Origin of the sequence: Peribacillus sp. Bi134, assembly GCF_918698065.1 — a bacterium.
Lineage (GTDB): Bacteria > Bacillota > Bacilli > Bacillales > DSM-1321 > Peribacillus.
Genome location: NZ_CAKKLN010000011.1, coordinates 24973 through 49035, shown reverse-complemented (window position 1 = coordinate 49035; position 24063 = coordinate 24973). Strand labels below are relative to the sequence as shown.

At 41.8% G+C, this 24063-nt stretch carries 24 protein-coding genes and 1 pseudogene; 17 read left to right on the top strand and 8 right to left on the bottom strand.

Annotated elements, in window-relative coordinates; all coding sequences use genetic code 11:
* The first annotated feature begins 65 nt into the window (after positions 1-65).
* On the top strand, positions 66-764 hold the full coding sequence (locus LQ188_RS23010) for a hypothetical protein (RefSeq protein WP_230178463.1): 699 nt from the start codon (positions 66-68) through the stop codon (positions 762-764).
* 49 nt (positions 765-813) lie between these two features.
* Here LQ188_RS23010 and LQ188_RS23005 read toward each other — a convergent pair whose 3' ends face one another.
* Positions 814-933 carry a DUF4023 family protein gene (locus LQ188_RS23005; RefSeq protein ID WP_048686276.1) on the bottom strand — a complete coding sequence of 40 codons (120 nt, stop codon included), beginning with the start codon at positions 931-933 and terminating at the stop codon, positions 814-816.
* A 286-nt stretch (positions 934-1219) separates the two neighbouring features.
* Here LQ188_RS23005 and LQ188_RS23000 point away from each other — a divergent pair, with 286 nt between their 5' ends.
* From LQ188_RS23000 to LQ188_RS22970, 7 genes and pseudogenes are all read left to right on the top strand, one after another.
* Entirely contained in the window at positions 1220-2593 is a 1374-nt protein-coding gene (locus LQ188_RS23000; protein WP_230178461.1) for a sensor histidine kinase, read from the top strand.
* Between the two features lie 9 nt (positions 2594-2602).
* A complete protein-coding gene (locus LQ188_RS22995) occupies positions 2603-3187 on the top strand; it encodes a response regulator (protein ID WP_230178460.1) in 585 nt (194 codons plus the stop codon).
* 146 nt (positions 3188-3333) lie between these two features.
* A complete protein-coding gene (eutH, locus tag LQ188_RS22990; protein WP_230178459.1) occupies positions 3334-4605 on the top strand; it encodes an ethanolamine utilization protein EutH in 1272 nt (423 codons plus the stop codon).
* 18 nt (positions 4606-4623) lie between these two features.
* Complete coding sequence (locus LQ188_RS22985) at positions 4624-6030, top strand: ethanolamine ammonia-lyase reactivating factor EutA (RefSeq protein ID WP_230178458.1); 1407 nt, start codon at positions 4624-4626, stop codon at positions 6028-6030.
* Between the two features lie 18 nt (positions 6031-6048).
* Positions 6049-7413: an ethanolamine ammonia-lyase subunit EutB gene (locus LQ188_RS22980; RefSeq protein ID WP_230178457.1), complete on the top strand. Its 1365-nt coding sequence runs from the start codon at positions 6049-6051 to the stop codon at positions 7411-7413.
* Between the two features lie 32 nt (positions 7414-7445).
* A pseudogene (gene eutC / locus LQ188_RS22975) lies at positions 7446-8171 on the top strand (ethanolamine ammonia-lyase subunit EutC); the annotation flags it as partial.
* A gap of 237 nt (positions 8172-8408) precedes the next feature.
* Complete coding sequence (locus LQ188_RS22970) at positions 8409-8588, top strand: hypothetical protein (RefSeq protein WP_230178456.1); 180 nt, start codon at positions 8409-8411, stop codon at positions 8586-8588.
* Between the two features lie 68 nt (positions 8589-8656).
* Here the strand turns inward: LQ188_RS22970 and LQ188_RS22965 are convergent, their stop codons facing one another.
* A complete protein-coding gene (locus LQ188_RS22965) occupies positions 8657-9382 on the bottom strand; it encodes a DUF4261 domain-containing protein (RefSeq protein ID WP_230178455.1) in 726 nt (241 codons plus the stop codon).
* Positions 9383-9644: 262 nt separating this feature from the next.
* Between LQ188_RS22965 and LQ188_RS22960 the strand changes: the two genes are divergently transcribed.
* Positions 9645-10364 carry a YebC/PmpR family DNA-binding transcriptional regulator gene (locus tag LQ188_RS22960; RefSeq protein WP_053536610.1) on the top strand — a complete coding sequence of 240 codons (720 nt, stop codon included), beginning with the start codon at positions 9645-9647 and terminating at the stop codon, positions 10362-10364.
* A 100-nt stretch (positions 10365-10464) separates the two neighbouring features.
* Here LQ188_RS22960 and LQ188_RS22955 read toward each other — a convergent pair whose 3' ends face one another.
* A complete protein-coding gene (locus LQ188_RS22955; protein WP_230178453.1) occupies positions 10465-11871 on the bottom strand; it encodes a polysaccharide deacetylase family protein in 1407 nt (468 codons plus the stop codon).
* A 185-nt stretch (positions 11872-12056) separates the two neighbouring features.
* Between LQ188_RS22955 and LQ188_RS22950 the strand changes: the two genes are divergently transcribed.
* Both LQ188_RS22950 and LQ188_RS22945 read left to right on the top strand, forming a co-directional pair.
* Positions 12057-12572, top strand: a complete 516-nt coding sequence (locus LQ188_RS22950; protein WP_230178452.1) for a sigma-70 family RNA polymerase sigma factor — start codon at positions 12057-12059, stop codon at positions 12570-12572.
* Positions 12557-13426 (top strand): anti-sigma-V factor rsiV, encoded by an 870-nt coding sequence (locus LQ188_RS22945; protein WP_230178451.1) that lies wholly within the window; start codon positions 12557-12559, stop codon positions 13424-13426. The genes LQ188_RS22950 and LQ188_RS22945 overlap by 16 nt, the downstream gene beginning before the upstream one ends.
* A gap of 86 nt (positions 13427-13512) precedes the next feature.
* Here the strand turns inward: LQ188_RS22945 and LQ188_RS22940 are convergent, their stop codons facing one another.
* Complete coding sequence (locus LQ188_RS22940; protein ID WP_054399041.1) at positions 13513-13737, bottom strand: hypothetical protein; 225 nt, start codon at positions 13735-13737, stop codon at positions 13513-13515.
* Positions 13738-14061: 324 nt separating this feature from the next.
* On the opposite strand from LQ188_RS22940, the gene LQ188_RS22935 reads away from it, so the two are divergent.
* Positions 14062-15552: a peptide MFS transporter gene (locus tag LQ188_RS22935; protein ID WP_230178450.1), complete on the top strand. Its 1491-nt coding sequence runs from the start codon at positions 14062-14064 to the stop codon at positions 15550-15552.
* A gap of 386 nt (positions 15553-15938) precedes the next feature.
* On the opposite strand, the gene LQ188_RS22930 is transcribed toward LQ188_RS22935, so the two are convergent.
* Complete coding sequence (locus LQ188_RS22930; protein ID WP_230178521.1) at positions 15939-16724, bottom strand: glucose-1-dehydrogenase; 786 nt, start codon at positions 16722-16724, stop codon at positions 15939-15941.
* An 18-nt stretch (positions 16725-16742) separates the two neighbouring features.
* Complete coding sequence (locus LQ188_RS22925) at positions 16743-17603, bottom strand: GRP family sugar transporter (protein WP_230178449.1); 861 nt, start codon at positions 17601-17603, stop codon at positions 16743-16745.
* 203 nt (positions 17604-17806) lie between these two features.
* On the opposite strand from LQ188_RS22925, the gene LQ188_RS22920 reads away from it, so the two are divergent.
* Positions 17807-18367 carry a thioredoxin family protein gene (locus LQ188_RS22920; protein WP_230178448.1) on the top strand — a complete coding sequence of 187 codons (561 nt, stop codon included), beginning with the start codon at positions 17807-17809 and terminating at the stop codon, positions 18365-18367.
* Positions 18368-18511: 144 nt separating this feature from the next.
* Here the strand turns inward: LQ188_RS22920 and LQ188_RS22915 are convergent, their stop codons facing one another.
* On the bottom strand, positions 18512-19057 hold the full coding sequence (locus LQ188_RS22915) for a helix-turn-helix domain-containing protein (RefSeq protein ID WP_101225521.1): 546 nt from the start codon (positions 19055-19057) through the stop codon (positions 18512-18514).
* 221 nt (positions 19058-19278) lie between these two features.
* On the opposite strand from LQ188_RS22915, the gene LQ188_RS22910 reads away from it, so the two are divergent.
* From LQ188_RS22910 to LQ188_RS22900, 3 genes are read left to right on the top strand one after another with little or no spacing between them, the layout of a single operon-like run.
* Entirely contained in the window at positions 19279-19518 is a 240-nt protein-coding gene (locus tag LQ188_RS22910) for a PLDc N-terminal domain-containing protein (RefSeq protein ID WP_230178447.1), read from the top strand.
* Positions 19515-20420 carry an ABC transporter ATP-binding protein gene (locus LQ188_RS22905; protein ID WP_230178446.1) on the top strand — a complete coding sequence of 302 codons (906 nt, stop codon included), beginning with the start codon at positions 19515-19517 and terminating at the stop codon, positions 20418-20420. Before LQ188_RS22910 ends, LQ188_RS22905 begins: the two co-directional genes overlap by 4 nt.
* Positions 20417-21205: an ABC transporter permease subunit gene (locus LQ188_RS22900; RefSeq protein WP_230178445.1), complete on the top strand. Its 789-nt coding sequence runs from the start codon at positions 20417-20419 to the stop codon at positions 21203-21205. Before LQ188_RS22905 ends, LQ188_RS22900 begins: the two co-directional genes overlap by 4 nt.
* 167 nt (positions 21206-21372) lie before the next feature.
* Here the strand turns inward: LQ188_RS22900 and LQ188_RS22895 are convergent, their stop codons facing one another.
* Complete coding sequence (locus LQ188_RS22895; protein ID WP_101225517.1) at positions 21373-22764, bottom strand: hypothetical protein; 1392 nt, start codon at positions 22762-22764, stop codon at positions 21373-21375.
* A gap of 157 nt (positions 22765-22921) precedes the next feature.
* On the opposite strand from LQ188_RS22895, the gene LQ188_RS22890 reads away from it, so the two are divergent.
* A complete protein-coding gene (locus LQ188_RS22890) occupies positions 22922-23986 on the top strand; it encodes a C45 family peptidase (protein ID WP_230178444.1) in 1065 nt (354 codons plus the stop codon).
* The last annotated feature ends 77 nt before the right edge of the window (positions 23987-24063 follow it).

Below are 24063 nucleotides of genomic sequence, written 5' to 3'. Positions count from 1 at the left end.
TGAAAAGACAACGAATGCGATTTCTTTTGACGGGATTGGGGTAAACCATAGATGAGGAAGTGATCATGTTGATGAATTTACTTTTTATGCTGCTTTATTTTATAATCATTGTTCTTGTTATTGAAATATCGGTCACCTTGATGAAATTGACTGGATTAAAAAGCACAGTGGCAAGATTTCAGGTTATTTCCATGCTGACGGGCACTGGTTTTACAACTGACGAGTCAAAATCCATTATCGATCACCCCGTTCGAAGGAAAATAAGCATGTTCTTAATTTTATTTGGTGCATTCTCGCTTGCTGTCATCATTTCATCGATCAGTACATTGCTTACAGATGATTTACGCTTGATGGAGTTAAGCATCATTATTGGAATACTGCTGGTTTTAACCGTTTTAGTGAAAGTTCCATTCCTGAATAATAGATTATCGAATAAGATGAAAAGTGAAATGTACAATCATTATGAATTATGGGAACACCCGATAGAAGAGGTCCTATTTTTAGAAGATGAAGACGTGGTCATGGAGATCGATATTTATGAGGACTCGGAGTTCATCGACGTCAAAGCCTATGATGTCATATCACATGGAGCCGACATCAATATTTTATTTATTGAAAGCGGAGAAGTGAAAATCAGAAAAAAGCTATATGAGTATAAAATCAAATTAGGGGATAACCTCTTTTTATATGGAAATAAAAAAGAGATAGAAGAAACATTCTCAAAAGAAATCGAAGAGATGAAGAAAAAAAGTGCATCAGACTGAAAAGATCCCAGCCTATATTAAGGCTGGGATCTTTTGAAGATTGTCTTCATTAATGTTTTTTATTCGGTAATTTCTGAGCGGGATTCCCATTACCTTGACGGCGCATATTGCCTTCTTCCTTTTTTTGCTGCTCTTGAATGCTTTCAACAAACTCCTTTGAACTTTTCATGGAATGTACCTCCTTCGTTATTTTCTTTTTTACTATAACCAGAAGAGGTAGAATTCATGAGGGATCTGAATACCTTGCAAAAAGCAAATGTAGTAATATATGGACTTAAGATGGTAACTTTGTTCCACAAGTGAGTTGATAAGAATGTGGATCAATCGTCTTAAATATCGTTATCTATGTTAGAATACATTACATTAGAATATTTTGAATATTGACAAAAATAGGGTCGATATCTATAATAATCAATAATAATATCCATGAATAAACGTTTATTGGAGTTTTGCCTATGGAAAGGACAATGACTGTCCGAGATTTATGTGAGTTGCATACTCTTTTACAGGACAGTGATATTCAAATTCTTGAAAACCTATCAACGAATTTATCGTTGATAGCCAATTTGAATAAAGCGAATGTGTTTATTGATTGTCCGGTGCGTGAAGGGAAGCATGCCATTGTCGTGGCAGAGGCATGCGGGCATTCCGTGAATTCTGTTTACGATCATCCGGTTGTCGGAAAATTTGCCTATGAGGCTTTTGAACCGGCCGTATTTTATGTATTGCGTACCGGAAAGGACATGTTCGTGAATCGGGCATTGACTCAAGAGGGAGCAATGGTCCAGCAAAGTGTCGTTCCAATCAAGGGGGAATGCAATCGGGTCATCGCCGTTTTGATCATGGAAAAGGTGATAGATGAAGAACCTGAAACTTCAAATCAGTTTGATAGGCAAGATCAGCAGAATTCCTTAGTTCCTGAATTTATCGAGGAGTCCATTTTCCTGATTAATAATCAAAATCGACTTGTCTATACGAATCCTTCTGCCATTAACCTAGTATCGGAAATATGCATGACGGAATGTGTCTTAGGTGAATCCATTTTCGAATATTTTCCTGGCTTTGCCGATGTTCTTGCTTCAAAAGAGGACATTTTAATGAAGGAAATGAACATTGGTAAAAAGATTTTCCAAATAAAGAAATTCCATTTGGGCAATAAGAATTCCAATGAAACGTTCATCATCATTCGGGACCTGACTGAACTGCGGGATAAAGAGAGAGAGCTGATTAGCAAATCAGTAGCCATTCGTGAAATTCATCATAGGGTGAAGAATAATTTGCAGACAGTGGCCAGTTTACTTCGGCTGCAAATGAGGATAGGGGCCCCTGAAGAAATCAAGCCTCATTTATTGGTCAGTCTGAACCGGGTGTTAAGCATCTCGTCGGTTTATGAAATTATTTTGGCAAGCAGTGAGGTCGAACATGTGGATCTGCTGGAGCTTATTAGGAAAATAGGCGATATGATTGTTCATACGGAGGGTCATGCCCGTCAATGCCTAAGCATTGAATATAATGGTGAGCTTCATTCCATTGATTCCGACATTGGCATATCTGTCGCGCTGGTGGTGAATGAGCTCATCCATAATTGTGTGAAGCATGCTTTCAAGGAAGGTTCGGAAGGGAAGATTACCGTATGCTTGCAAAAGGATGATCCTGTATTGGAAATTCAAGTAAGAGATGATGGCATCGGGTATACACCTGCTATGAAACCTTCTTTGGGGCTGGATATCATCCGAATGACGGTGGAAAACGATTTGGATGGGGAGTTTTCGATTCATCGGATTAAAGAAGGTACCCTGGCTTCTGTAAGATTTCCATACAAGAGGTAGGTGGGAGAAGTGGTCAAGAGGATTTTGGTCGTGGAGGATGAATCGATACTTCTGCTTGATATAACGATCATGCTCAAGGATGCAGGCTTCGATGTGGTTGGACATGCACGTAATGGCGAGAAGGCAATTGAATTGGCACATGCACTACAGCCGGATCTGGTTTTGATGGATATCAAAATGCCTAAAATGAATGGGCTCAAGGCTAGCGATGTGATATCCAATACCTTTCAGATTCCAGTCCTGCTTTTAACCGCATTCAGTCAGCGTGAATATATCGATGAGGCGAAGCGGGCGAATATCGTAGGTTATCTTGTAAAGCCAATTACGGAGGCGAATCTGATTCCGGCAGTGGAGATAGCTTTGCTGCAAGCAGCCAATACAAAGAAGTATCAGGAACGAAATGCTCAATTGGATGAAACTCTCACAAATCGTAAAGTCATTGAAAAGGCAAAAGGTATCATCATGAAAAGGAAGAATGTAACGGAAGAAGTCGCTTACAATAAGCTGAGAAGGCTAAGCATGGATAAGCAGCTTTCCATGGAGACGGTGGCACGACGAATCATTGCAAATGATCAAAAACAAGTAAATAGATGAAGCAATGGCGCTTTGATGGACCAAATTGGTTGTAGGCAGGCATTTCTGCCGGGTAACCTAAGTTTGGGCTATAAGAGGCGTCTTTTTTATACCCTTTTTTTAAAAGTCGATAGGCCAAATCAAATCGGAATTCAGGGGGAATATGTATGGAGATGGTAGGTAAATTCGTTATTTATATCATTATGGTGTGTGCCGTTGTCGGTGCTATTGCATCGATTAAAGACAGTGAGCAAGGCTTGGGGAAACAGTTCATGGAAGGTTTGCATACCGTTGGCCATATATTTATCCCGGCAGCTGGAATCATGGCCTCGATCCCTTATTTATCATGGTTCATCAATACAGTATGCGGCCCGGTTTTCGCTGCGATCGGTGCAGATCCCGCCCTCGCCGCAACAACGATTTTGGCGACGGATATGGGGGGCTACCAATTAGCGGCCGAGCTGAAGGAATCGTATGAAGGCTGGATCATGGCGATGATTGTCGGTTTTATGTCTGGGGCAACGATTGTATTCTCAATTCCAATGGGGCTTGCGTTGCTGGAGAAGCGTGATCATAAATACATGGCACTTGGTGTCATGTCAGGAATCCTGACGATTCCCATTGGCGCTTTTATCTCAAGCGTGCTGGTGGTGGCAACGAATTCGAAAATCCGCGAAGTGATTTCCACGAATGCGGATTCTACATACGAATTCGCGTTGAGCTATTTGAAAATTGCCCTGAATCTTTCCCCTCTTCTTATTTTTGTGGTCTTGCTCGCGTTAGGCCTTTATTTCCTACCGGATTTGATGATCAAAGGTTTCATGTGGTTTGGAAAAATATTGGACGCCGCGATTAAACTAGTACTCGTGTTTTCGATCGTTGAAATTTTCACGGGATTGTTTTCCAAAGTATTTGGTGCTTGGGGTTTCCATCCGATCATGGCCGATAAGGCAGACCAGTTCCGTGCCCTGGAAACGGCGGGGTATATCGGGATAATGCTGGCAGGTGCATTTCCAATGATTTACCTGATTCAAAAATATGCAGGCAAGCCTTTGGAAGCGATGGGAGGGAAAATTGGGTTGAGTAAAGCTGGGAGTGCAGGGATATTAGCCACGGTAGCCAATATATTAGCAATGTTCAAGCTTGTTAAAGATATGCCGCCGAAGGATAAGGTCATAAACATCTCCTTCGCTGTGTGTGCGGCCTTCCTATTGGGCGATCATTTATCATTCACAGCCAACTTTCAGCCCTCCTTAATATTACCGATCATTGTCGGTAAGCTATCTGCCGGAGCGATTGGAATCGGTCTTGCTTACTGGCTGTCCGTTCCGAAAGCTTTGGAATTAGAAGAAAAGGATCGTGCAGCAGGAGTTATCGGCATTAATGAATATAAAACGAAAAACGAAGAAGAAAACAGCAATGAAATCCAAGTGGTGTAAAACTGGGGTGTGATTTTAATGAATGAACAGGTGGAACGAATCATCAGTGCAGGAATTGATATTGGCACCAGTACGACGAAACTTATTATCAGCGAGCTCTCGCTTAGGAATGTGGCGGGTGGCGGACAGGTGCCAAAAATCGAAATTACCGATAAGGAAATTCTGTATCGAAGTCCCATTTTCAGGACCCCGCTTTTATCCGAGACGGTAATTGACATACCTGCTGTTCAAAGAATGGTGGAAAGTGAATACCAAAAAGCAGGAATCACGATTGAAAACATACAAACAGGGGCTGTCATCATCACTGGGGAAACGGCAACCAAACAAAATGCAGAAGAAATGGTGTACCGGTTATCTAAAGCGGCGGGGGAATTCCTTGTAGCGGCAGCCGGTCCGGATTTGGAGGGAATCATTGCCGCCAAGGGATCCGGTGCCTATCAACATTCCATCAAGACAAGAAAGACTGTAGCGAACATAGACATTGGCGGGGGGACCGCGAATATTGCCGTATACCATTCAGGCATGCTTTGCGGAACCTGCACACTGCATATAGGAGGCCGTTTGGTGGAGTGGGACGGAGCGAAGGTGAAGGTTGCTCCTTCAATAGGAAAATGGCTGAAATCAAAAGGGCACTCTCCTTTGAATGGTGAAGGGTCAATCATCGCAAATGAAATGGCGAAGGTGCTTTCGAGGTTTTTGGCTGGCTCCTTCACAAAAGAAGATGAACTTCTATTAGTTGGGAAGGGGCCATCTTGGACAGAACGAATAGAAGTGTTGATGTTCTCGGGCGGTGTCAGTGATTGCATTTATCATGTAGAACGGGAGGACAAAAGCTTCCGGGATATCGGCATGATGCTTGCGGCCTCTATCAAGGAAAGTGAAGAATTGGCCGCATGGGAGTGGGAACAGCCCGTTGAAACGGTTCGGGCGACTGTACTTGGAGCAGGCGCACATACAACTGAAATCAGCGGAGCAACCATCGAGGTGAATGATTCTCATCTGCCAGTTCGTAATATTCCAGTCTATCGGGTCGATTTTCATGGCGGGCTTGATGATGTAACCGCGAAAATGGCACAAGCTGTTCAGGATGCGATCACAATATACGACGCCTTGCAGGAGGGGCTGAATTTTGCCTTTTATTTAACGAATTTACCTTATCAATCATTTCGGGACATTCACCGGCTCGCAGTCGCTTTCACCGAGGCACTGAAGCAAAAACCGAATCGGCAGCAGCCTCTGATCGTTGTCATGGATAGTGATTATGGGAAGGCACTTGGTCAAACCATTCTAGCAAACCAACCGGATCTGCCGGTCATCTGCATTGATCAGACAGAAGTGGAACATGGTGATTATTTGGATATAGGAAGGCTGCTTCGGACAGGAGTCGTTCCGGTTGTAGTAAAAACGCTAACCTTTCACAGTTAGGAAAAGGAGGATTATACGATGAAATTATCCACTCAATACTTTGGGGAAATCCATCAATTCAAATCGTTGAAAGAAGTCCTGGCCAAAGCGAATGAAGAGAAATCAGGAGATAGACTTGCGGGAATTGCAGCAGATTCTGTCCAAGAACGGATTGCGGCGAAAGCGGTGCTTAGCGAATTGACTTTGGCGGACATTAGGAACTATCCCCTGCTCTCCCCGGAAGAGGATGAGGTGTCGCGGATCATAGATGGTCTCATCAATGGAACCATCTATCAATCTGTGAAGAATTGGAGCGTTGCCGAGCTGCGAGAATATATTTTGAGTGACGACACGACCGGCGAGGATTTAAAGCGATTAAGCAGGGGATTGAATAGTGAAATGATTGCATCGGCAGCCAAATTGATGTCGAACCTCGACCTGATCCATGCAGCCAATAAAATCGAAGTGCTCACCAAGAATAATAGCACGATCGGATACAAAGGAACGCTTGCTTCGCGCCTTCAGCCTAACCACCCGACTGACAATGTGGATGGCATGCTGGCTTCTTTAAAAGAAGGCCTCTCCTATGGAATCGGGGATGCACTCATTGGAATCAACCCTGTAGATGATTCGGTCGAAAGCGTAAAGCGGCTGCTTCATGCGACACAGGATGTCATCCAGAAATGGAACATTCCGACCCAAAATTGTGTGCTTGCGCATGTGACCACGCAAATGAAGGCCGTACAGCAAGGTGCGCCTGCTGATATGATCTTTCAAAGCATAGCCGGAACGGAAACGGCCAATCGCTCTTTTGGAATTAACGTACAATTGCTCGAAGAAGCTAATGAGATAGCGAAGGCCTATGGGACCGGCACAGGCCCGCAGCATCTTTATTTTGAAACGGGGCAAGGCTCCGAGTTATCGGCTGAAGCGCATTTCGGAATCGATCAGGTGACGCTTGAAGCCAGGAACTATGGATTTGCCCGCTATTTTGATCCGTACATTGTCAATACGGTCGTCGGATTCATCGGACCTGAATATCTATATAACAGCAAGCAGGTCATCCGAGCCGGGTTAGAAGACCATTTCATGGGAAAAATGCATGGACTGCCGATGGGTGTGGATATTTGCTATACGAATCATATGAAGGCTGATCAAAATGATATCGAGGACTTGGGTGTACTTTTAACGGCTGCTGGTGTGAATTTCATCATCGCAACTCCGATGGGGGATGACTGCATGTTAAACTATCAGTCTTTGAGTTACCACGATATAGCGACTTTGAGGCAAACGATGGATAAGCGGCCTGCCCCATTATATGAAGCTTGGCTGGAGAAGATGGAGATTATGGAGAATGGAAAATTAACGAAGCGTGCCGGTGATCCAACTATATTTAACCATTAGGAGTGGATGAAATGGGAATGAATCATAAGGAAGATTTGGATGCCTTGATAGCGAAAACCCCAGCACGGATAGGTGTAGGCAGGTCAGGCACCCGGCCGAAAACGGATTCTTGGCTGAAATTTCGTTTTGACCATGCGGCTGCCGTCGATGCTGTATATGGTGAAGTCAGTGATATTCTTTTGAAGCGCTTGGATTTATTCAAGGTGAAAACGAAGGCCGATGATAAGGAAGTCTATTTACGGCGTCCGGATTATGGCAGGAAGCTTTCGGATGAAGCAAAGCGGGTGTTAGAAGCCAAATGCATAAAGGCCCCAACGGTTCAAATCATCATTTCCGATGGCTTAAGTGCCAAGGCGATCGAAGAAAATGTGGAGGACGTCTATTTATCTTTCAAACAATCTTTGGCAGTGGCAGGTCTGGATACAGGTACACCTTTTTATATTGAAAAGGGCCGGGTTGCCGTGATGGATGATATCGGTGAAATCCTTGGACCTGAAGTCATTGTCCTGTTGATCGGTGAACGGCCTGGTCTGGTCAGTGCTGAATCATTGAGCGCTTATATATGCTATAAACCACGTTTGGGCACCATTGAAGCGGAGAGGATGGTCATTTCCAACATCCATAAAGGAGGGATTCCTCCTGTTGAAGCTGGGGCACATCTTGGCACGGTCATTCAAAAGATCCTCAAATACCAAGCGAGCGGCATGTCCCTCGTGAAGAAGGAACATGAAGAAGAAAAGCGTGAAAAACTCGGTTGACAAAATAAAATGGAGAAGCGAATTACTCCACTCAGTTTGTCGGCAAAAGGGGGTTCGGGATGGTCTCATTCCGGATGATGATTAAGACTAGGACGTTGATTTCCTCTCCAGGCACTCGCTTTTCGCGGGCGGTCCGGCAGCCTCCTCGACGCTTCGCGCCTGCGGGGTCTCCCTTGGCCACGCTTGTCCGCAGGAGTCTCGTACCTTCCGTTCCAATCAAATGAGACGTTTTTTAAAATGAAAACTGCAGGATGGTCTATTCCGAACCAAGCTGGTATCCTTGATGTTTTTTTTACTGTAATCCTTATTGGATTGAAGAAATTTGCGACACTCCTGCCGAAAAGCTGGCTAGCCGAGATGCGTCGAGGAGACTTGGCAGACAGGGAGCAGATTCTGAAAACGACTGACGTCTTTTAAATAAAAACTGCAGGCATACCCGATCTATTCGAATTTGCCTGCAGTCTGGGGGGGAGCGAATCGCTCCTCTATTTACTTGTCCCTAAATTCCATAATCCAAACGGGTTGTAGAAGGGATGTTCTTCTTCATATCTAAAGTCCTGAAGGCCCGTCAATATAAAGTCTGGTGCATCTTGCTGAATGCTAAACGTTTCGCCATTCTTAAAGAGAGGCCGTTCACCTACATGGTAATAATTAAATGTGTTAAGCAGAGCAGCCGCCTCTTTCGGACTCATTGTGTTAAGTGTCACGGCATCCGGAAGACCAAAGGCTTTCATTCCGAATGAACAATAATAGTCTTCCTCTCCGATGATCGTGACAAAATGGGCATATACCGAGAGAATATCCGGGCTATGATGAAGATGCTGCCAATCTTCCTTTGAATGGGCAATTCCAGCGGTTTCTATTTTCACTGCCATTCCGCCTGCCTTTAGGATCGCTGCCCCGGCATCGATCAAATCGATAACAGTTCCGGTATCGGATACATCGGCTATTATATAAACGGTAAAGGTATGGTCATTGATTTCCTCTAATGCATTCTCTGAAAAGGCGTCTTTACTGGCGTAAGAAAAGCTCTCTTTTAAAGTGGGTTCATAATCATGGACCTCCGCCTGAAACGTAATGTTCTTATCACTGTTATGAAAAACATTCCCGGCTAACAGATACCCTTCGCTTTGGGAAGCGACCGTTTGAATCAATTCTGTCCGGTCCTTCCATTTACCGGGTATCCCGATGATGATTTGGTTGTCCTTCATGGATCATCTCTCCTTTCCGATCACTTCATACTATACCACTGCTGATGTTTTCCATAGTATTTCATAAAAAATAGTGCCAAGCACCGATAAATGCCAGTGAGGGATGTGCAGGACTTTTTCAAAATTATACAATTGATGTATAATATAATCTAGTAAACGTATAGCCTATCTTCAAAGGAATTCCCCCTTTGTGGGTTTTCTCCTAGGGCCGTATCTTAATAATCTATTCATATATATCAATGATGAAAGAGAGTGGAATATAATGGGTCGTAAGTGGAATAACATTAAAGAAAAAAAAGCGTCAAAAGATGCTAATACTAGTCGGATTTATGCTAAATTCGGACGGGAAATATATGTAGTGGCAAAACAAGGTGAACCAGATCCAGAATCCAATCAGGCATTAAGGGTCGTACTTGAGCGTGCGAAAACGTACAATGTCCCAAGAGCGATCATTGACCGTGCGATTGAAAAAGCCAAAGGCGGTTCGGAAGAAAACTATGACGAACTCCGTTATGAAGGATTCGGTCCAAATGGTTCAATGGTCATCGTGGATGCATTGACAAACAACGTGAACCGGACGGCATCTGATGTACGTGCCGCATTTGGGAAAAATGGCGGGAATATGGGTGTCAGCGGATCTGTTGCTTATATGTTCGATGCAACGGCTGTCATCGGGATTGAAGGTAAAACGGCTGATGATGTTCTTGAACTGTTAATGGAAGCGGATGTTGATGTACGTGACATCATTGAAGAAGAAGAAAGTGTCATCGTTTATGCCGAGCCTGAACAATTCCATGCTGTACAACAAGCATTCAAGGATGCAGGAATCAGCGATTTTACAGTGGCAGAGCTGACGATGCTTGCACAAAATGACCTAACCCTTCCAGAAGATGCACAAGCACAGTTCGAAAAAATGATTGATGCATTGGAAGATTTGGAAGATGTTCAACAAGTTTATCATAATGTAGATCTTGGTGAATGAAATAATAAGCAGACCTTTGCTATATGATCAAAGGCCTGCTTTATTTTATTTGAAAGAAAAGAGCCTGTTCCGAATCACGAAACAGGCTCTTTTCTTTTGATTATTCACTTATGGTAATTCCGGTAAGTTCACGATCCTTCTTTACCTTTTCCAATTCCGAGATTGTGACCAGTTGAAAGCCTTGGTCATGCAGTTGTTTGATGATTTTTCCTGCAGCCTGGGCGCTAGTTTGGTAGATATCATGCATTAATATGATTCTGCCATCTTTGGCTTTACTCATCACCTTATTTACGATTTTCTTTTCATTGCGTTCTTTCCAATCTTCGGGATCGACATCCCAAAGTGTGACTTTCATATCCTCCATGTATTCACGGACATTATTGTTAATCGCTCCATATGGGGGACGGACGAGATTTGGCTCAGCACCTGTAGCTTTTTCTACAGCGTCTTGGGTCTTTTCGATTTGATCTTCGATTTTGTTCTTGCTTAAGCGTGTCAGCTGCGGATGATCCCATGAATGGTTGCCGATCTCATTTCCTTGCTGCAGCATTTTTTGAAGAACTTCCGGATAGTGCTGAACGCGGCTTCCAAGCACGAAAAACGTCGCGTGACCATCATACTTTTTCAGGTTCTCAAGAATGGACATGGTATGACTTGGATGCGGCCCGTCATCGAACGTCAAGGCAATGACCTTTTTTGAAGGGTCGATCCATTCATTTTGCACGGGCAGTTTGGCAACGATATGTTTCGGCTGCCATTCCTTTACACGATCCTCATTCAAATCTTGACTTTGATATGAATCTAGCAAACTATCTTTAAAAAGTTCCTTCTTGATGGCTATTGTATGGGTCTTGGTTGAATCATCAGTCTTAACGTAGAATACAAGCGTATTTTTCAAGACTGAAAAAGAATTGAAGTTGGCTGCCTTCAGTTTGTTTTCCTTTTTAATGAGACTGTTTGAAATGCCTTCTTCTTCCTTCTCCGTTAACTCTTCAAAAACAATATCGGATAAAACGGATAAATAATCAGTATCCGTGGCAAAGATGTCTTCCATGGAGAGCTTTTGCTGAGATGGAATATCATAAGTGAAGATCTGGGTTCCAGACTGCTTCTTTCCTTCCACTTGCTCATATTTATCGAAGGAAATCGTAATGGTCTGTTTGCTGAAATGGAGGATCGTATAGGTGAGGTTAAGCTCGGAAGCTTTTCCGTCGGATGCTTTCCATTTCTTTTCATAATCCTTAATTTCTTTCTTTATGTAGGCTTCTAGCTGCTTGTCGATATTTTCTAAATTCAGAACGGGCCTGCTGGCTGAATATCCGCCTTTCGTATTATCTTTCACATACGTTTGAATATCCGCTTCTGGGTAATTCTTATCGGTTGTATAGGCCGAAACGGTTCTTTTCTTATCAAAAGCAAGGCTTTTGATGGCTAACCCCAATGTTCCCACAGCAGCTGTTAGACAAAATAGAAAAATAAAGACTTTTTTATAATTTAATTTCCTCATGATGCACTCCACCTCGATAATCATTCTACTATATAGACGCGCCAAAAGCCTTAAAAGTTTGTAAAAAATTTCATTTTTTTATATTTATATATTTCCTTGCTCATTTTCAAACTTTTATGGCTCCACCAACGTCTATTCTATGTACCTAGGATACGGAATTTAAATGTAAGGAGCTCTATCATGCAATGAAAAATCTAGATATGAATCAATTAATCGCGGCCCGGATAACCGAACGGCAAGATAATTTGTACAGACTTGCTTTTTACTATGTCAAAAACCAAGATGATGCCCTTGATATCGTGCAGGAATCAATCAGGAAAGCGCTAGCCTCCAGCAGTAAAATTAAAGACGCTGCTTCTATAGATAGTTGGTTATATAAGATCATCGTCCGAACGGCACTGGATGTTTTGCGGAAGGAAAAGAAACTGACCGTCGCCGATGACGAAACAATAGAATACTTGCGCCGTGGTGAGGAGGATCACTATCCTGACCTCGATTTGCAAATGGCCCTGGAAGGACTTTCAGTCAAGTACAAAACGGTAGTCGTCCTCCGTTTCTTTGAGGACCTGAAGCTGGACGAAATAGCGGAAGTTCTGGAAGAGAACGTAAGCACGATTAAAACGAGATTATATAAAGCGCTGCAACTATTGCGGATCAACATGACTGAACGGGAGGAAACGAAAAGATGGAAAAAAAATTAAAAGATCTGCGGGAAGAATATCTTAAAATACCGATACCAAAGGAATTGAATGATGTCGTTCAAGCAGCCTTGAATGAAAAGCCAAGGAAGAAGCCGAGGGTTGGCAGGAATATCCTCGTGTCAGCGGCTGCCGCGCTTCTGATCGTGACAGCTTCCGTAAACATCAGTCCGGCAGCGGCGAAAGCCATGAGTGATATTCCGATAGTCGATAAGGTCATCAAAGTGATTACTTTCGTCGAATGGAAAGAAGAAGCGAATAATTCCTCGGCAGTAATCAAAACGCCTGCTATATCCGGTCTGGAGAATAAAAAGCTCGAAAATAGCTTGAATGATAAATATTTAGCGGAAAGCAAGCAGCTTTATAAGGAATTCACGGACTCCATGTCAAACCTGAAGGAAGGGGAAAAGGGCAATATCTCGGTGGAAAGCGGATATGTGATATTGACGGATAATGAAACGATATTATCTGTACAGCGTTATACGGATACGATTCAGGCCTCCAGTTCCACGGAAAGTCAATTCGATACAGTCGACAAAAAAAACGAAGTGCTATTAACTTTAAATAGCTTATTTAAAGATAATCGTTATCTTCAGGTGATCAGCGAAAACATCAAGGAACAGATGAAGCGGCAAATGGCTGAGGATCCGGAAAAGATATATTGGATCGAAGAAGATGACCTTACTGCGTTTAAAGGCATCGATGAAAACCAAAACTTTTATATTAACGAAGATGGCAAGCTAGTCATTGCCTTTAACAGCTACGAAGCTGCGCCGGGATATATGGGGGCCGTCGAGTTCATCATCCCGACAAAGGTGCTGTCAGACCTTCTTGTTGGCGATCAATATATCCATTAAAATGGCCTATTATAATGCTTATGACGGGCGGAAGGTTTTTAAAACGGCACAATACCCATCGAAAAAGACGAACCAACGTTACTTGATTACAGTAACCTTGGTTCGTCTCTTTTTTGTTCGAATTTCATCTGATCCAGTTCCAGTCTCATTTTTTCCGTCTCCATAAGGAAGTTTTCATGTTTAAGTTTTTCAAGTTCCAATTCAACTTGTAGCATCTTGTGTTTGTTTTTTGACTGTTTTTCGAAATGGCTTGTCAGTATGGCGATTATAGGAATGGAAAAAATCATCACGACGGTTATGATCCCGAACATTATGGAGCCTCCTCGTTTTTATATCTATTATACGGTGAATATAACGGTAATGGTTTGATTATTCAAAATTTGCCATTTTGATTCTCATTAATATGTGCATGGCTACCAAAGTAATACCATTAGTGAAGTTAGGGTAATATATCATTGATGGCCGCTTTCTATTAGATTATATGGACTGTTTTTTAGTACAAAATCCGGACTTTGGCTTGCATGGTGGAAGGGCACTTCTATTTATTTAGAAATTAATTATTTAAATATACTAAATATTTGTTTACAATAGAGAAAATTAAATGTTATTATACAATAATAAAAGGAGGGCTAGGTATGGCAACGATAAATAAACAGAAAATTGTGGATAGTGTACCTCAAAAAGGTTTTTTTGGAAACCCTAAAGGACTTTTCACCCTTTTCTTTACTGAGTTCTGGGAGCGTTTCTCCTACTATGGCATGAGGGCCATTCTTGTTTACTATATGTATTACGAAGTTTCTAAAGGGGGACTTGGCCTTGATGAAACCACAGCCCTTTCCCTTGTATCCATCTACGGATCTTTAGTATATATGTCAGGAATAATTGGCGGCTGGCTCGCCGATAGGATTTTCGGGACTTCAAAAGCCGTATTATACGGTGGTATCTTGATCATGCTCGGGCATATTGTCCTTGCTGTACCAGGCAATCTCTCCATGTTCTTTGTTTCCATGGTACTCATTGTTCTGGGTACTGGTTTATTAAAACCGAATGTTTCCAGCATTGTCGGCGAAATTTACGCAGAAAATGATGAACGCCGGGATTCCGGTTTCAGTATATTCTATATGGGTATCAACATGGGTGCATTCCTTTCACCACTCATTGTTGGATCAGTCATGAACTACAGCTTCCACCTTGGGTTTGGCATAGCCGCAATTGGTATGTTAATTGGACTCATCGTCTTTGTTGCAACAAAGAAAAAGAACCTGGGCTTGGCTGGAACTTTTCCTGCTAACCCATTATCACAGAATGAAAAGAAAAAAGTATTCACTAAATTGGGTATAGCTGCACTTATCATAGCTGCCATCATTGGCATCACGGCTTCTGCAGGCATCTTAACGATTGAAACCTTTATTAATCTTGTAGGTATTCTAGGAATCGTTATTCCGACCCTTTATTTCATTTTCATGTATCGCAGCCCGAAAACGACTTCTGTTGAACGTTCACGCTTGCTTGCCTATATTCCTTTGTTCATAGCAGCTGTCATGTTCTGGGCGATTCAAGAGCAAGGTGCAACAATATTGGCAAACTATGCAGATAAACGGACACAGTTGAATTTTGCTGGAATAGAAATAAACCCGGCATGGTTCCAATCTTTGAACCCTTTGTTCATCATAACCCTTGCACCAGTATTCGCATGGTTATGGATTAAACTAGGAAAGCGTCAGCCGACCATTCCTCAAAAGTTCTCAATCGGTTTACTGTTCGCCGGTTTATCATTCCTGGTGATCCTGCTTCCTGTTTATTTCGGTGGATCAGACGCATTAGTCAATCCGCTATGGCTTGTACTTAGTTATTTCCTTGTAGTACTTGGAGAACTTTGTTTATCTCCTGTAGGACTCTCAGCTACTACAAAATTGGCTCCGGCCGCATTCTCGGCACAAACGATGAGCCTGTGGTTCCTGGCAAGTGCAGCAGCACAAGCACTGAACGCACAAATCGTCAGATTCTACACACCTCAAACCGAAATGGCTTATTTTGGAGTGATCGGTGTTGCCTCAATGGTCCTTGGACTTGTCCTGATGGCCTTATCACCAAAGATTCAAGGCTACATGAAAGGCATTCGCTAACACTTAGCCGGCAGTAAGGGAAAGATGATCTCAGATTAAATGGGATCATCTTTTTTATTCGTCCTTGAAATGTGATCGATTTTTTTCACGGTTATGATTCAATCCTTTAAATTCTTTTTAATATGATTCATAGTGAACACTAAGCTTGGGAAGGGCCCGATATCCGTGATAAAGAAAATACAATATCCTAAAATGAAATAAAACGAAATATGATACTGTTGCCAGGTAAAAATAAGCGAATATGAAAAAAAGAGCATCCTTTATAGGATTGCTCTTTTTTCCGGTTGTAAGAACCTTTATTGGGTCAAACGCGTCCTTTCACCATTGGTTTTCTTATTGGTTTTATTCTTTTTAGTCATTACAATGGTTCTTTTCTTTAGTTAAGTTCAGCCTTTTCCAGCTTGGAATCCTGGGTATTTGGTCATTCCGCCATCAGCATATAAGGTCATTCCCGTTACGTAGCTAGATTCGGAGGAAGCTAGCCAAGCGGCACAAGCCGCAATTTGTTCCGGTTTTCCGATATATCCCATCGGTATCAGGTCGATGACTTCTTGCTTAGCTTTTGGGTCATTGAATTTTTCGGCATTGATGGGTGTGTCGATTGCCCCAGGTGAAATATTATTAATGCGAATCCCTTTAGGAGCATATTCAAGTGCAAGGGTTTCTGTCATCATCTTCACTCCGCCCTTACTTGCTGCATAGTGGACAAAATGAGGCCAAGGGATCCGGTCATGAACGGAAGACATGTTAATGATATTCCCCTTTATGCCATGATCGAGCATATAACTGATTGCTTCCCTGCTTGCCAGGAACATTCCGGTTAGATTTACATCGATGACTTTCTGCCAATCTTCAAGAGTCAATTTTTCGCTAGGCACTTCATTTTCAATACCAGCATTGTTGATCATGATGTCGATTGTGCCAAAGGTGTCCACAGCGAATGAAAGCAATTTCTTCACATCCGCCTCCTTTGAAACGTCGCCTTGAATGGCTGCGGCTTTCCCGCCTGCCGCTTCAATCGTTTTGATGATTTCCTTATGGTCGCCATTTTCAGTGTGATAATTTAATACGACATGTGCTTTTTCTTTACCGAACCTTTCGGCCATGGCTTTTCCTAACCCTTTTGCCGCCCCAGTGATCACTACCACTTTTTTCTCTAAATCGTCATACATCATTTATCGCTCCTTTGACTATTCTTTTGTAAAGCCGATCATGATGCCGCCAGCAATTACGAGTACACACCCGGTGATGACGAAGACCATTTGCTTTTTGGATTTTTTCTCGCCTAAAAGAAAGATGCCGCCTAAAGTGGAAATGACGATTCCCATTTGGGAAAATGAGAATGCGATTGCAACGCCCACTTTTGGATTGGCGAGCAGGAGGCCGATATTACCGACTGCCCACATCATTCCGGTTAGAATATTTCTTCCGGCATATTTATTAAACGGTTTATGTTTGATGGATAGGAGCAGGGCAGCCAGGAACATGCCAATTGCTTGCGGCAGGATCGCCGACCATCCGTCAACCTCATTCCATCTGACGACAATGACATATGTAACATAACCCACCGTTGAAATGGCAAGATAAAAAACCCCTTTTTTCATGCTTCCGGCTTTTTTGTTATCACCATCGCCGTAGCTCGTCAGCAAGACACCTGTAATCAAACAGATTATTGCAATAATGCCGATGATGATTGTCATCCTGTCATTCCATTCCCTGAAAATGATAACTGCAAAAAATGTATTTCCTAGAATTTGCAGCCCTGTTGAGATTGGAACGGTTTTCGATACCCCGATTTCCTTGACGCTGTTGAATTGAAATAACTGCCCGAATGCCCAGCCTATCCCGGAAATGATACCGACAATCCACACTGTACTGCTCCATTCCGGAGGATTGATGAAAGACATCATGATGGCGAACAGTAATGAACCGATTGTAATGCCAAGTGTTTGATTATAAGAGTTGCCTCCGAGTTTTTCGGAAACAAGCACTAAGCTGCCCCATGTCAATGCAGGGAGTAGCGCAAAGAGAAAACCTTCCACAAATTTCATCTCCTAAACTAGAAAACAATGTTTTAATGAATATAAAATAGTTAGTTAGTAAGCTATTGAATGTATTTAGAGTTTTCCCTTTACACGGGAAAGAAAACATGGTTTTAATTTACCAATTTGGAATTTTATTTTTCAGGGTGGAAACAATGAAAAAATAAGGGGTTTATGGTACTTTTAACTTAAAAACAGTTAGGAGAAATAGTATGACGACACTGAATGAATGGTTTGAAAAGGGGATTCCCGCTAAAGAATTTGTATCTTCGATGAAAGTTCATAAAGAAAACTTACAATCGATTCAGGAGGGTTTTTCCGTTTCTGCAGAGGACCAAGGTTTTTTCGATGAATTAAAGACGAAGGAACTTCGAGCCATTGTCATTACTGAAGACTGGTGCGGAGACGCAATGATGAACATTCCAATACTGCTGAATATAGCTGAAGAGGCAAATATTGAAACTCGGATGGTTTTACGAGACCAAAATCTTGAACTGATGGATCAATATTTAACGAATGGAACAGCGCGTTCAATTCCCATTTTTATATTCATTGATAAGAATGGTGAAGAAAAAGCTGTTTGGGGACCACGTGCACCAAAGGTACAAGAGTATGTAATGGAGTTAAGGTCAGACCTGCCGGCCAAGGATGATGAACGTTTCGAGGCAGCGCAAAAAGCAGTCATCAAGAAGATAACTGCGGCTTTTGCTGAAGAAAAACACCTGTGGGACGAAGTGTACAGCAGTATCAAGGAAGCATTGGGAACCTGCTGACAGCGGGGATATCCTTTTTAACCTTGGAGTTTCTTCCATAATGAAGGGCTGTTTCAAAACGGAGACTGCAACCATTTTGGTTGGTGAATCTATAGTATTCATGGTTCTTTTAGTCCAAGGTTTGAGAACAGCCTTTTCATTTACTTATGATTCCGGAATGATTGTAACGCCGATTGTTCGAATAGGAGAGTCTTGTTTAGCACTTTGATTCGTAGCGTTGTAGTATTTTACCATTAAATCGTTCAATTCATTTTGAAAGTTAATAAAGCTTTCATCATCAAGCTTTAGTTCTAAAAGGGAAAAGGTTGAACCATCTTCAGCACAATCTCTTTCTTCTAATTTAGTAAGATAGTTTTGATATTGAGTCATAAGGGATAATTGATAATAAGAAAAGTAGTTCACCTTTTTCTCATTAGAATATTTTTTCCATTCTTCCCCGCTAAGTCGCGCTTCTTCTTCATTTAAAACATAGTATTTTTCGGAAACGGATCTCACTTTTTTCTCTTTTACAATTCGGATGACCCCTGAATCAAATAGAACCTGTATATGTCTATATAATGTTGCTTGGGGTACATCTTTAATGATTTTTAACATTTCTAATGGTGTTAAACCATTTTCCCTGTTTCTCATTAAAGCTTGGGTAATCTTCATTCTTACAGGATGCATTAAAATTTCGGCTTTATTAATCATCTTATTCTCCTCACATTGGAAATGAAATTTCAATTGTAATGTCTTCATGCAATAAAGCTTAATAAATATCATATATTATCTAACATGATAATATTATCATTATAAATAACAATAAAACCTCAAACAATATTTTATCAAGAAAAAAATAGGTGAAAAATACCAATTTAAATGTTATCATTACTGATAATGATAATAAAATTTGTTATTAAGGAGTGGTATATATGAAATTGCATTATGGATGGAACGAATTGAAAGATATTGATTTCATGCCTATTCTGCCGATTATTTTACCGGTAATTGCTATTGGGATGATTTTAATCCTTATTGCATTAATTGATTTATACAGAAATCGAAAGATGCGGAAAAATGTTTTATTGTGGACACTCATCATTATTTTTGCAAATACTATCGGTCCAATTCTGTACTTCGTTATTGGTAGAAAGGACAGTGACAGAATATGAAATTAGAGATTAAAAATGTTACAAAAAAATTCAAAGAAAAAACAGCGGTCAATAATTTTTCAATGAAACTGCAATCTGGGGAATGTGTTGGATTGATTGGGCCCAATGGGGCTGGTAAGTCGACACTAATAAAAGTCATTGCAGATATTATTGATCCAACTAGGGGAGAAGTATTGCTTGATGGTAAGGAAATTTCAAAAATGAAAAAGGAAATAGGTTACTTACCACAATATCCCAACTTCTTTCAATGGATGACTGCCAAAGAAACCCTTACATTCATGGGGCAGCTCTCGGGTATCAAGAGGGAAGAATTATTAAGCGGCATTCCAGAGATATTGATGAAAGTGGGGTTGAGCGGGGAAGAGAATTCAAAGGTGCGGACTTTTTCAGGCGGAATGAAACAAAGGCTTGGAATTGCACAGGCGCTGTTACATAAACCAGCTTTGATTGTCATGGATGAACCGGTTTCGGCATTAGATCCGATCGGCCGGAGAGAAGTGTTAAATATCATAAAAGAGATAAAGAAAGATACGACCATTTTATTATCGACGCATATATTAAGCGATGCAGAAGAGATATGTGAGAGGTTTGTCATTATAAAAAGTGGTGAAAAAATTGAGGATACTACAATGTCTGAATTATTAACCAGGAATAGCGGAAATAAAATCAATGTCGACATAACCTCAAGAAGTCAAAAATGGATTGAACATGTTAAAAGCTTGAACTTTGTCAAAGGTGTAGAGGTGATGGGAAATAAATTGAAGATAGAAGTGGAAAATATTGATTCAAACAAGAATATGTTACTTGCGAATGCTCTGGAGCATAATGTTGATCTTATAAGGTTCGAAATAGATAACGATACATTGGAAGAGATTTTCTTAAAATTGGTGGTGGAAAGATGAGTGATTTTGCCGTTTTAGCTAAAAAGGAATTTGTTCAGATGGTACGTGAATATAAAGTGATTTGGCTGCCGCTTGTATTTATATTTTTAGGAATAACTCAACCAGTCGTAAGTTATTATTTACCTTCAATATTAGAGGCACTGGGCGGGACCCAAGGAATCACCATTGATCCAAGCATGGCAGCCCAAAAAGGCGGCGAAGTTCTTGCCAGTACCTTAGGGTCTCAATTTGATCAGCTAGGGGTCATGATCATCATCGTTTCCATGATGGGAGTCGTACAATCCGATAAAGCAAATGGTATGCTGGCTTTCATTCTTACAAGGCCCGTGACGGTTGGATCATATATAAGCGGGAAAATCATTTCCAATTATCTGTTTGTTGCCTTCAGTGTAGCATTGGGATATTTGGTTTCATATCTGTATGCAGTTTTTTTGTTTACGAGTGTTGATTTTGCGGATTTAATAGTGGCTTTGCTGTTCTATCTGCTGTGGATCCTATTTATCGTTTCATTCACGACGATGATCAGTACCATTTTTAATAGTCAGGGTATTATTGCATTAATTTCGATAGTATTTCTCCTCGGCTGTAGAATCATAGTTGGATTAAGTCCCGTAATGGACAATGTGAATCCAGCAAGCATGAGTAAACATGCCATGGAAGTACTGATTTTAGGCACAGTCAATTCACAAGCGATTTGGGGTGCATTAGCGGCACTTGAGTTGACGGCAGTAGCGATATTGGTAACGAACATATGGATTTCAAAAAAGAAATTCAATAACGAATAAGTTGGGTATGAAGGAAAAATATATCGACGAAATCTACAGTTATACCTCAGAAAATAGGAATATATCGACGGACTTCCACAGTTATATCGATGATTGAAATGAAAAAGGACTGATTTTTTACTCAGTCCTTTTTCAATGTAAAGTCCACACAAATCGGCGCAAATCGATTAAATGAGAAACATCGCGACAATTGTAGTCACTGCTAAACCAATGGTTACCGGAAGCAGATTCCGGCGGGCAAGTTCAAAGGGACTGACGTTACATATGGCAGCTGCAGGTATCAGTGCCCATGGAATCAGGGTACCTCCGCCAACCCAAATCGCGGTTATTTGCCCGAGTGCAGTCAAGGTGGCGGTTCCGCCACCGATTGCCGTGCCAAAAAGTTTGGCGACAGATCCCGCTAAAGAAATGCCTGAGAAGCCCGATCCATCCAAGCCAGTGATGGCACCGATGCCCGTTAATGTGACGGCGGCTATTTCTTTCGTTAAAGGAACGGAGGCTGCCAAGGCGGCACCAAGGTCATTGACGATGCCGAGGGATGTTTTTGGTAAGTAGTCACCGATGATCTGATTGAATCCAGAATCACCTAGATAGAAGAATGCGGCGATCGGAATGACGGGTCCGAATACTTTAAAGCCAAATTGAAAACCCTGAATCAAATAGGCCGTTGATTTTTCAAGACCTTGTTGTTTATGTGCGACAAGGGATAAAATCAGCAAAATGAAAACGGCAGTACCCCCAACCAATGCCGTTGCATCTCCGCCTTGCAACTTCAAAATCGACAATGCCACAACATCCAACAGAAAGGCAATCGGAATGAAAATGGCAAAAAACCTCTTTTGTCTCAATGTAAGCAAATCTTCATTCATTGTCTGATCTTGGACGATCCCCTCATTATCCGCCGCATTGATTTTTCCCAGCTTCATATCCCGCTTTAAAAGGATAAACGCGGAGAGGGTGGTGACGACCCCCATTGTAATGACAAGTGGGATGCTCGCAGCGATGACATCACCGACTGGTATGGAAGCCGCATCGCCCGTTAGTTTAGGGGCAGCCTGAATGATGAAATCCCCTGATAATGCTATTCCGTGACCAAATAGGTTCATCGCCATCGCTACACCAAGAGCAGGTAAACCAGCCCGTAAAGCAACAGGGAGCAGAACAGCCCCAAGTAAGGCAACGGCAGGTGATGGCCAGAAAAACCAGGATATCATCATCATGACGATTCCGATTACCCAAAAGGCAAGTGTAGGATTTTTAATGAATTTCGCAAACGGTGCAATCATGACATCATTAATGCCCGACTTCGTTAAAACCGTGCTCATGGCAACGATGATTGAAATGATTAATATCGTGGACATTAATTCCGTGATTGCGAAAATGAAGCTGTTGAATATCCCGCTTATGGAAGAGGCTAAACTGCCTGTAGCCACTAAAGCCAAAAGGAAAATACCAATTATGCAGATGAGGGTAGTATCACGACGTTTTACCATAAACCCGATTATCAATGCAATGAATACAACATAAATCCAATGGAGTGCCGTTAATTCCATCTCCATGATCCGTCCCCCTCATAAATGTGCCTAGTTACAGATTATGAGGGAGGTACGGGGTGGTGAGTTGTTTCATAAATTTAAAGGCTTATCTTCTTTATTTTCAACAATACTTCAAGTATTCTTAACTTGAATAGCAACTACTGTAAATGAGGGATAAGCCGTGAAGCAAATATATAGTGATGTCATACAATTTCGGGGTACACATTATGAGTTTGGATACATGCAAGGGGAGGAATTAAAAGATTCACTAACGGTAAAAAATCGTGAAGATCAGTGGAAGATCAGGCAGCCTCGGTTTACGGTTGAAGAAGAAGAGGTCAAGAAAGCCATTACACAATTCGCCCCTGGAGTTTGGGAAGAATTACTGGGGTTGCAAGAAGCGCTGAAATGGCCAATTGACCGCGTGCTGCAAGAGTTTGGTGGATACCGTTTGGATTATGTTCGTTCGGGCTGTTCCATCATGACAGGCGATGATTATCTCATTCGCAATTATGATTACCACCCAAAGACCTATGAAGGACGCTATGTCTTATTCCAGCCAACCGATCAAGGGTATTCAAGCATCGGCCCGAGTCAGCGAGGGACTGGTCGAATGGATGGAATGAATGAAAAAGGTTTGGTGATAGGCTATAACTTCATGAATCGCAAGAACCCTGGAGATGGTTTCATCTGTTGCATGATTGGCAGACTGATTGTTGAATCTTGTGCGAACGTTCAGGAAGCGGTCGCGATGTTGAAGGAAATCCCGCATCGTCATTCTTTCACTTACGTCGTCTATGATAAAAGCGGAAGTACCTATATCGTTGAAACCTCCCCGAGAAATGTAGAGGTGCGCACGTCAAATGCCTGTACAAATCACTTTGAAATCATGAAAAATGAAAACCGTAACCATCTTATCGATTCAAAACGCCGATTGGAGATCATCCAAGATCAGGAGGGAAGACTTTCATCTGCCTACGATGCTTATAGGTTGTTTAATGATACCAATCAAGGTGTCTTCTCGGATTTATATAGCAGCTGGGCAGGAACGATTCATACATCCGCTTATTTACCTAAGGAGATGAAAGCTTGGATTGCCTTGGGAGGGAACCAGGAGCCGACTTCAATAGATTTTGCAAAATGGCTCGAAGGGGAAGATGTTGAGTTAAAACGAATCAACGGTGTAATTGATACGGATATTCCCTTCGTGCATATGGATGAGGGAGCGAATTGGTTTCGAAATTGAACGTCTTTAAGTAAATTTGAACCTTGTTGTTAACAGGCCCAATCCTTGGATTGGGCTTTTGTTGTTCTATTTTTAGG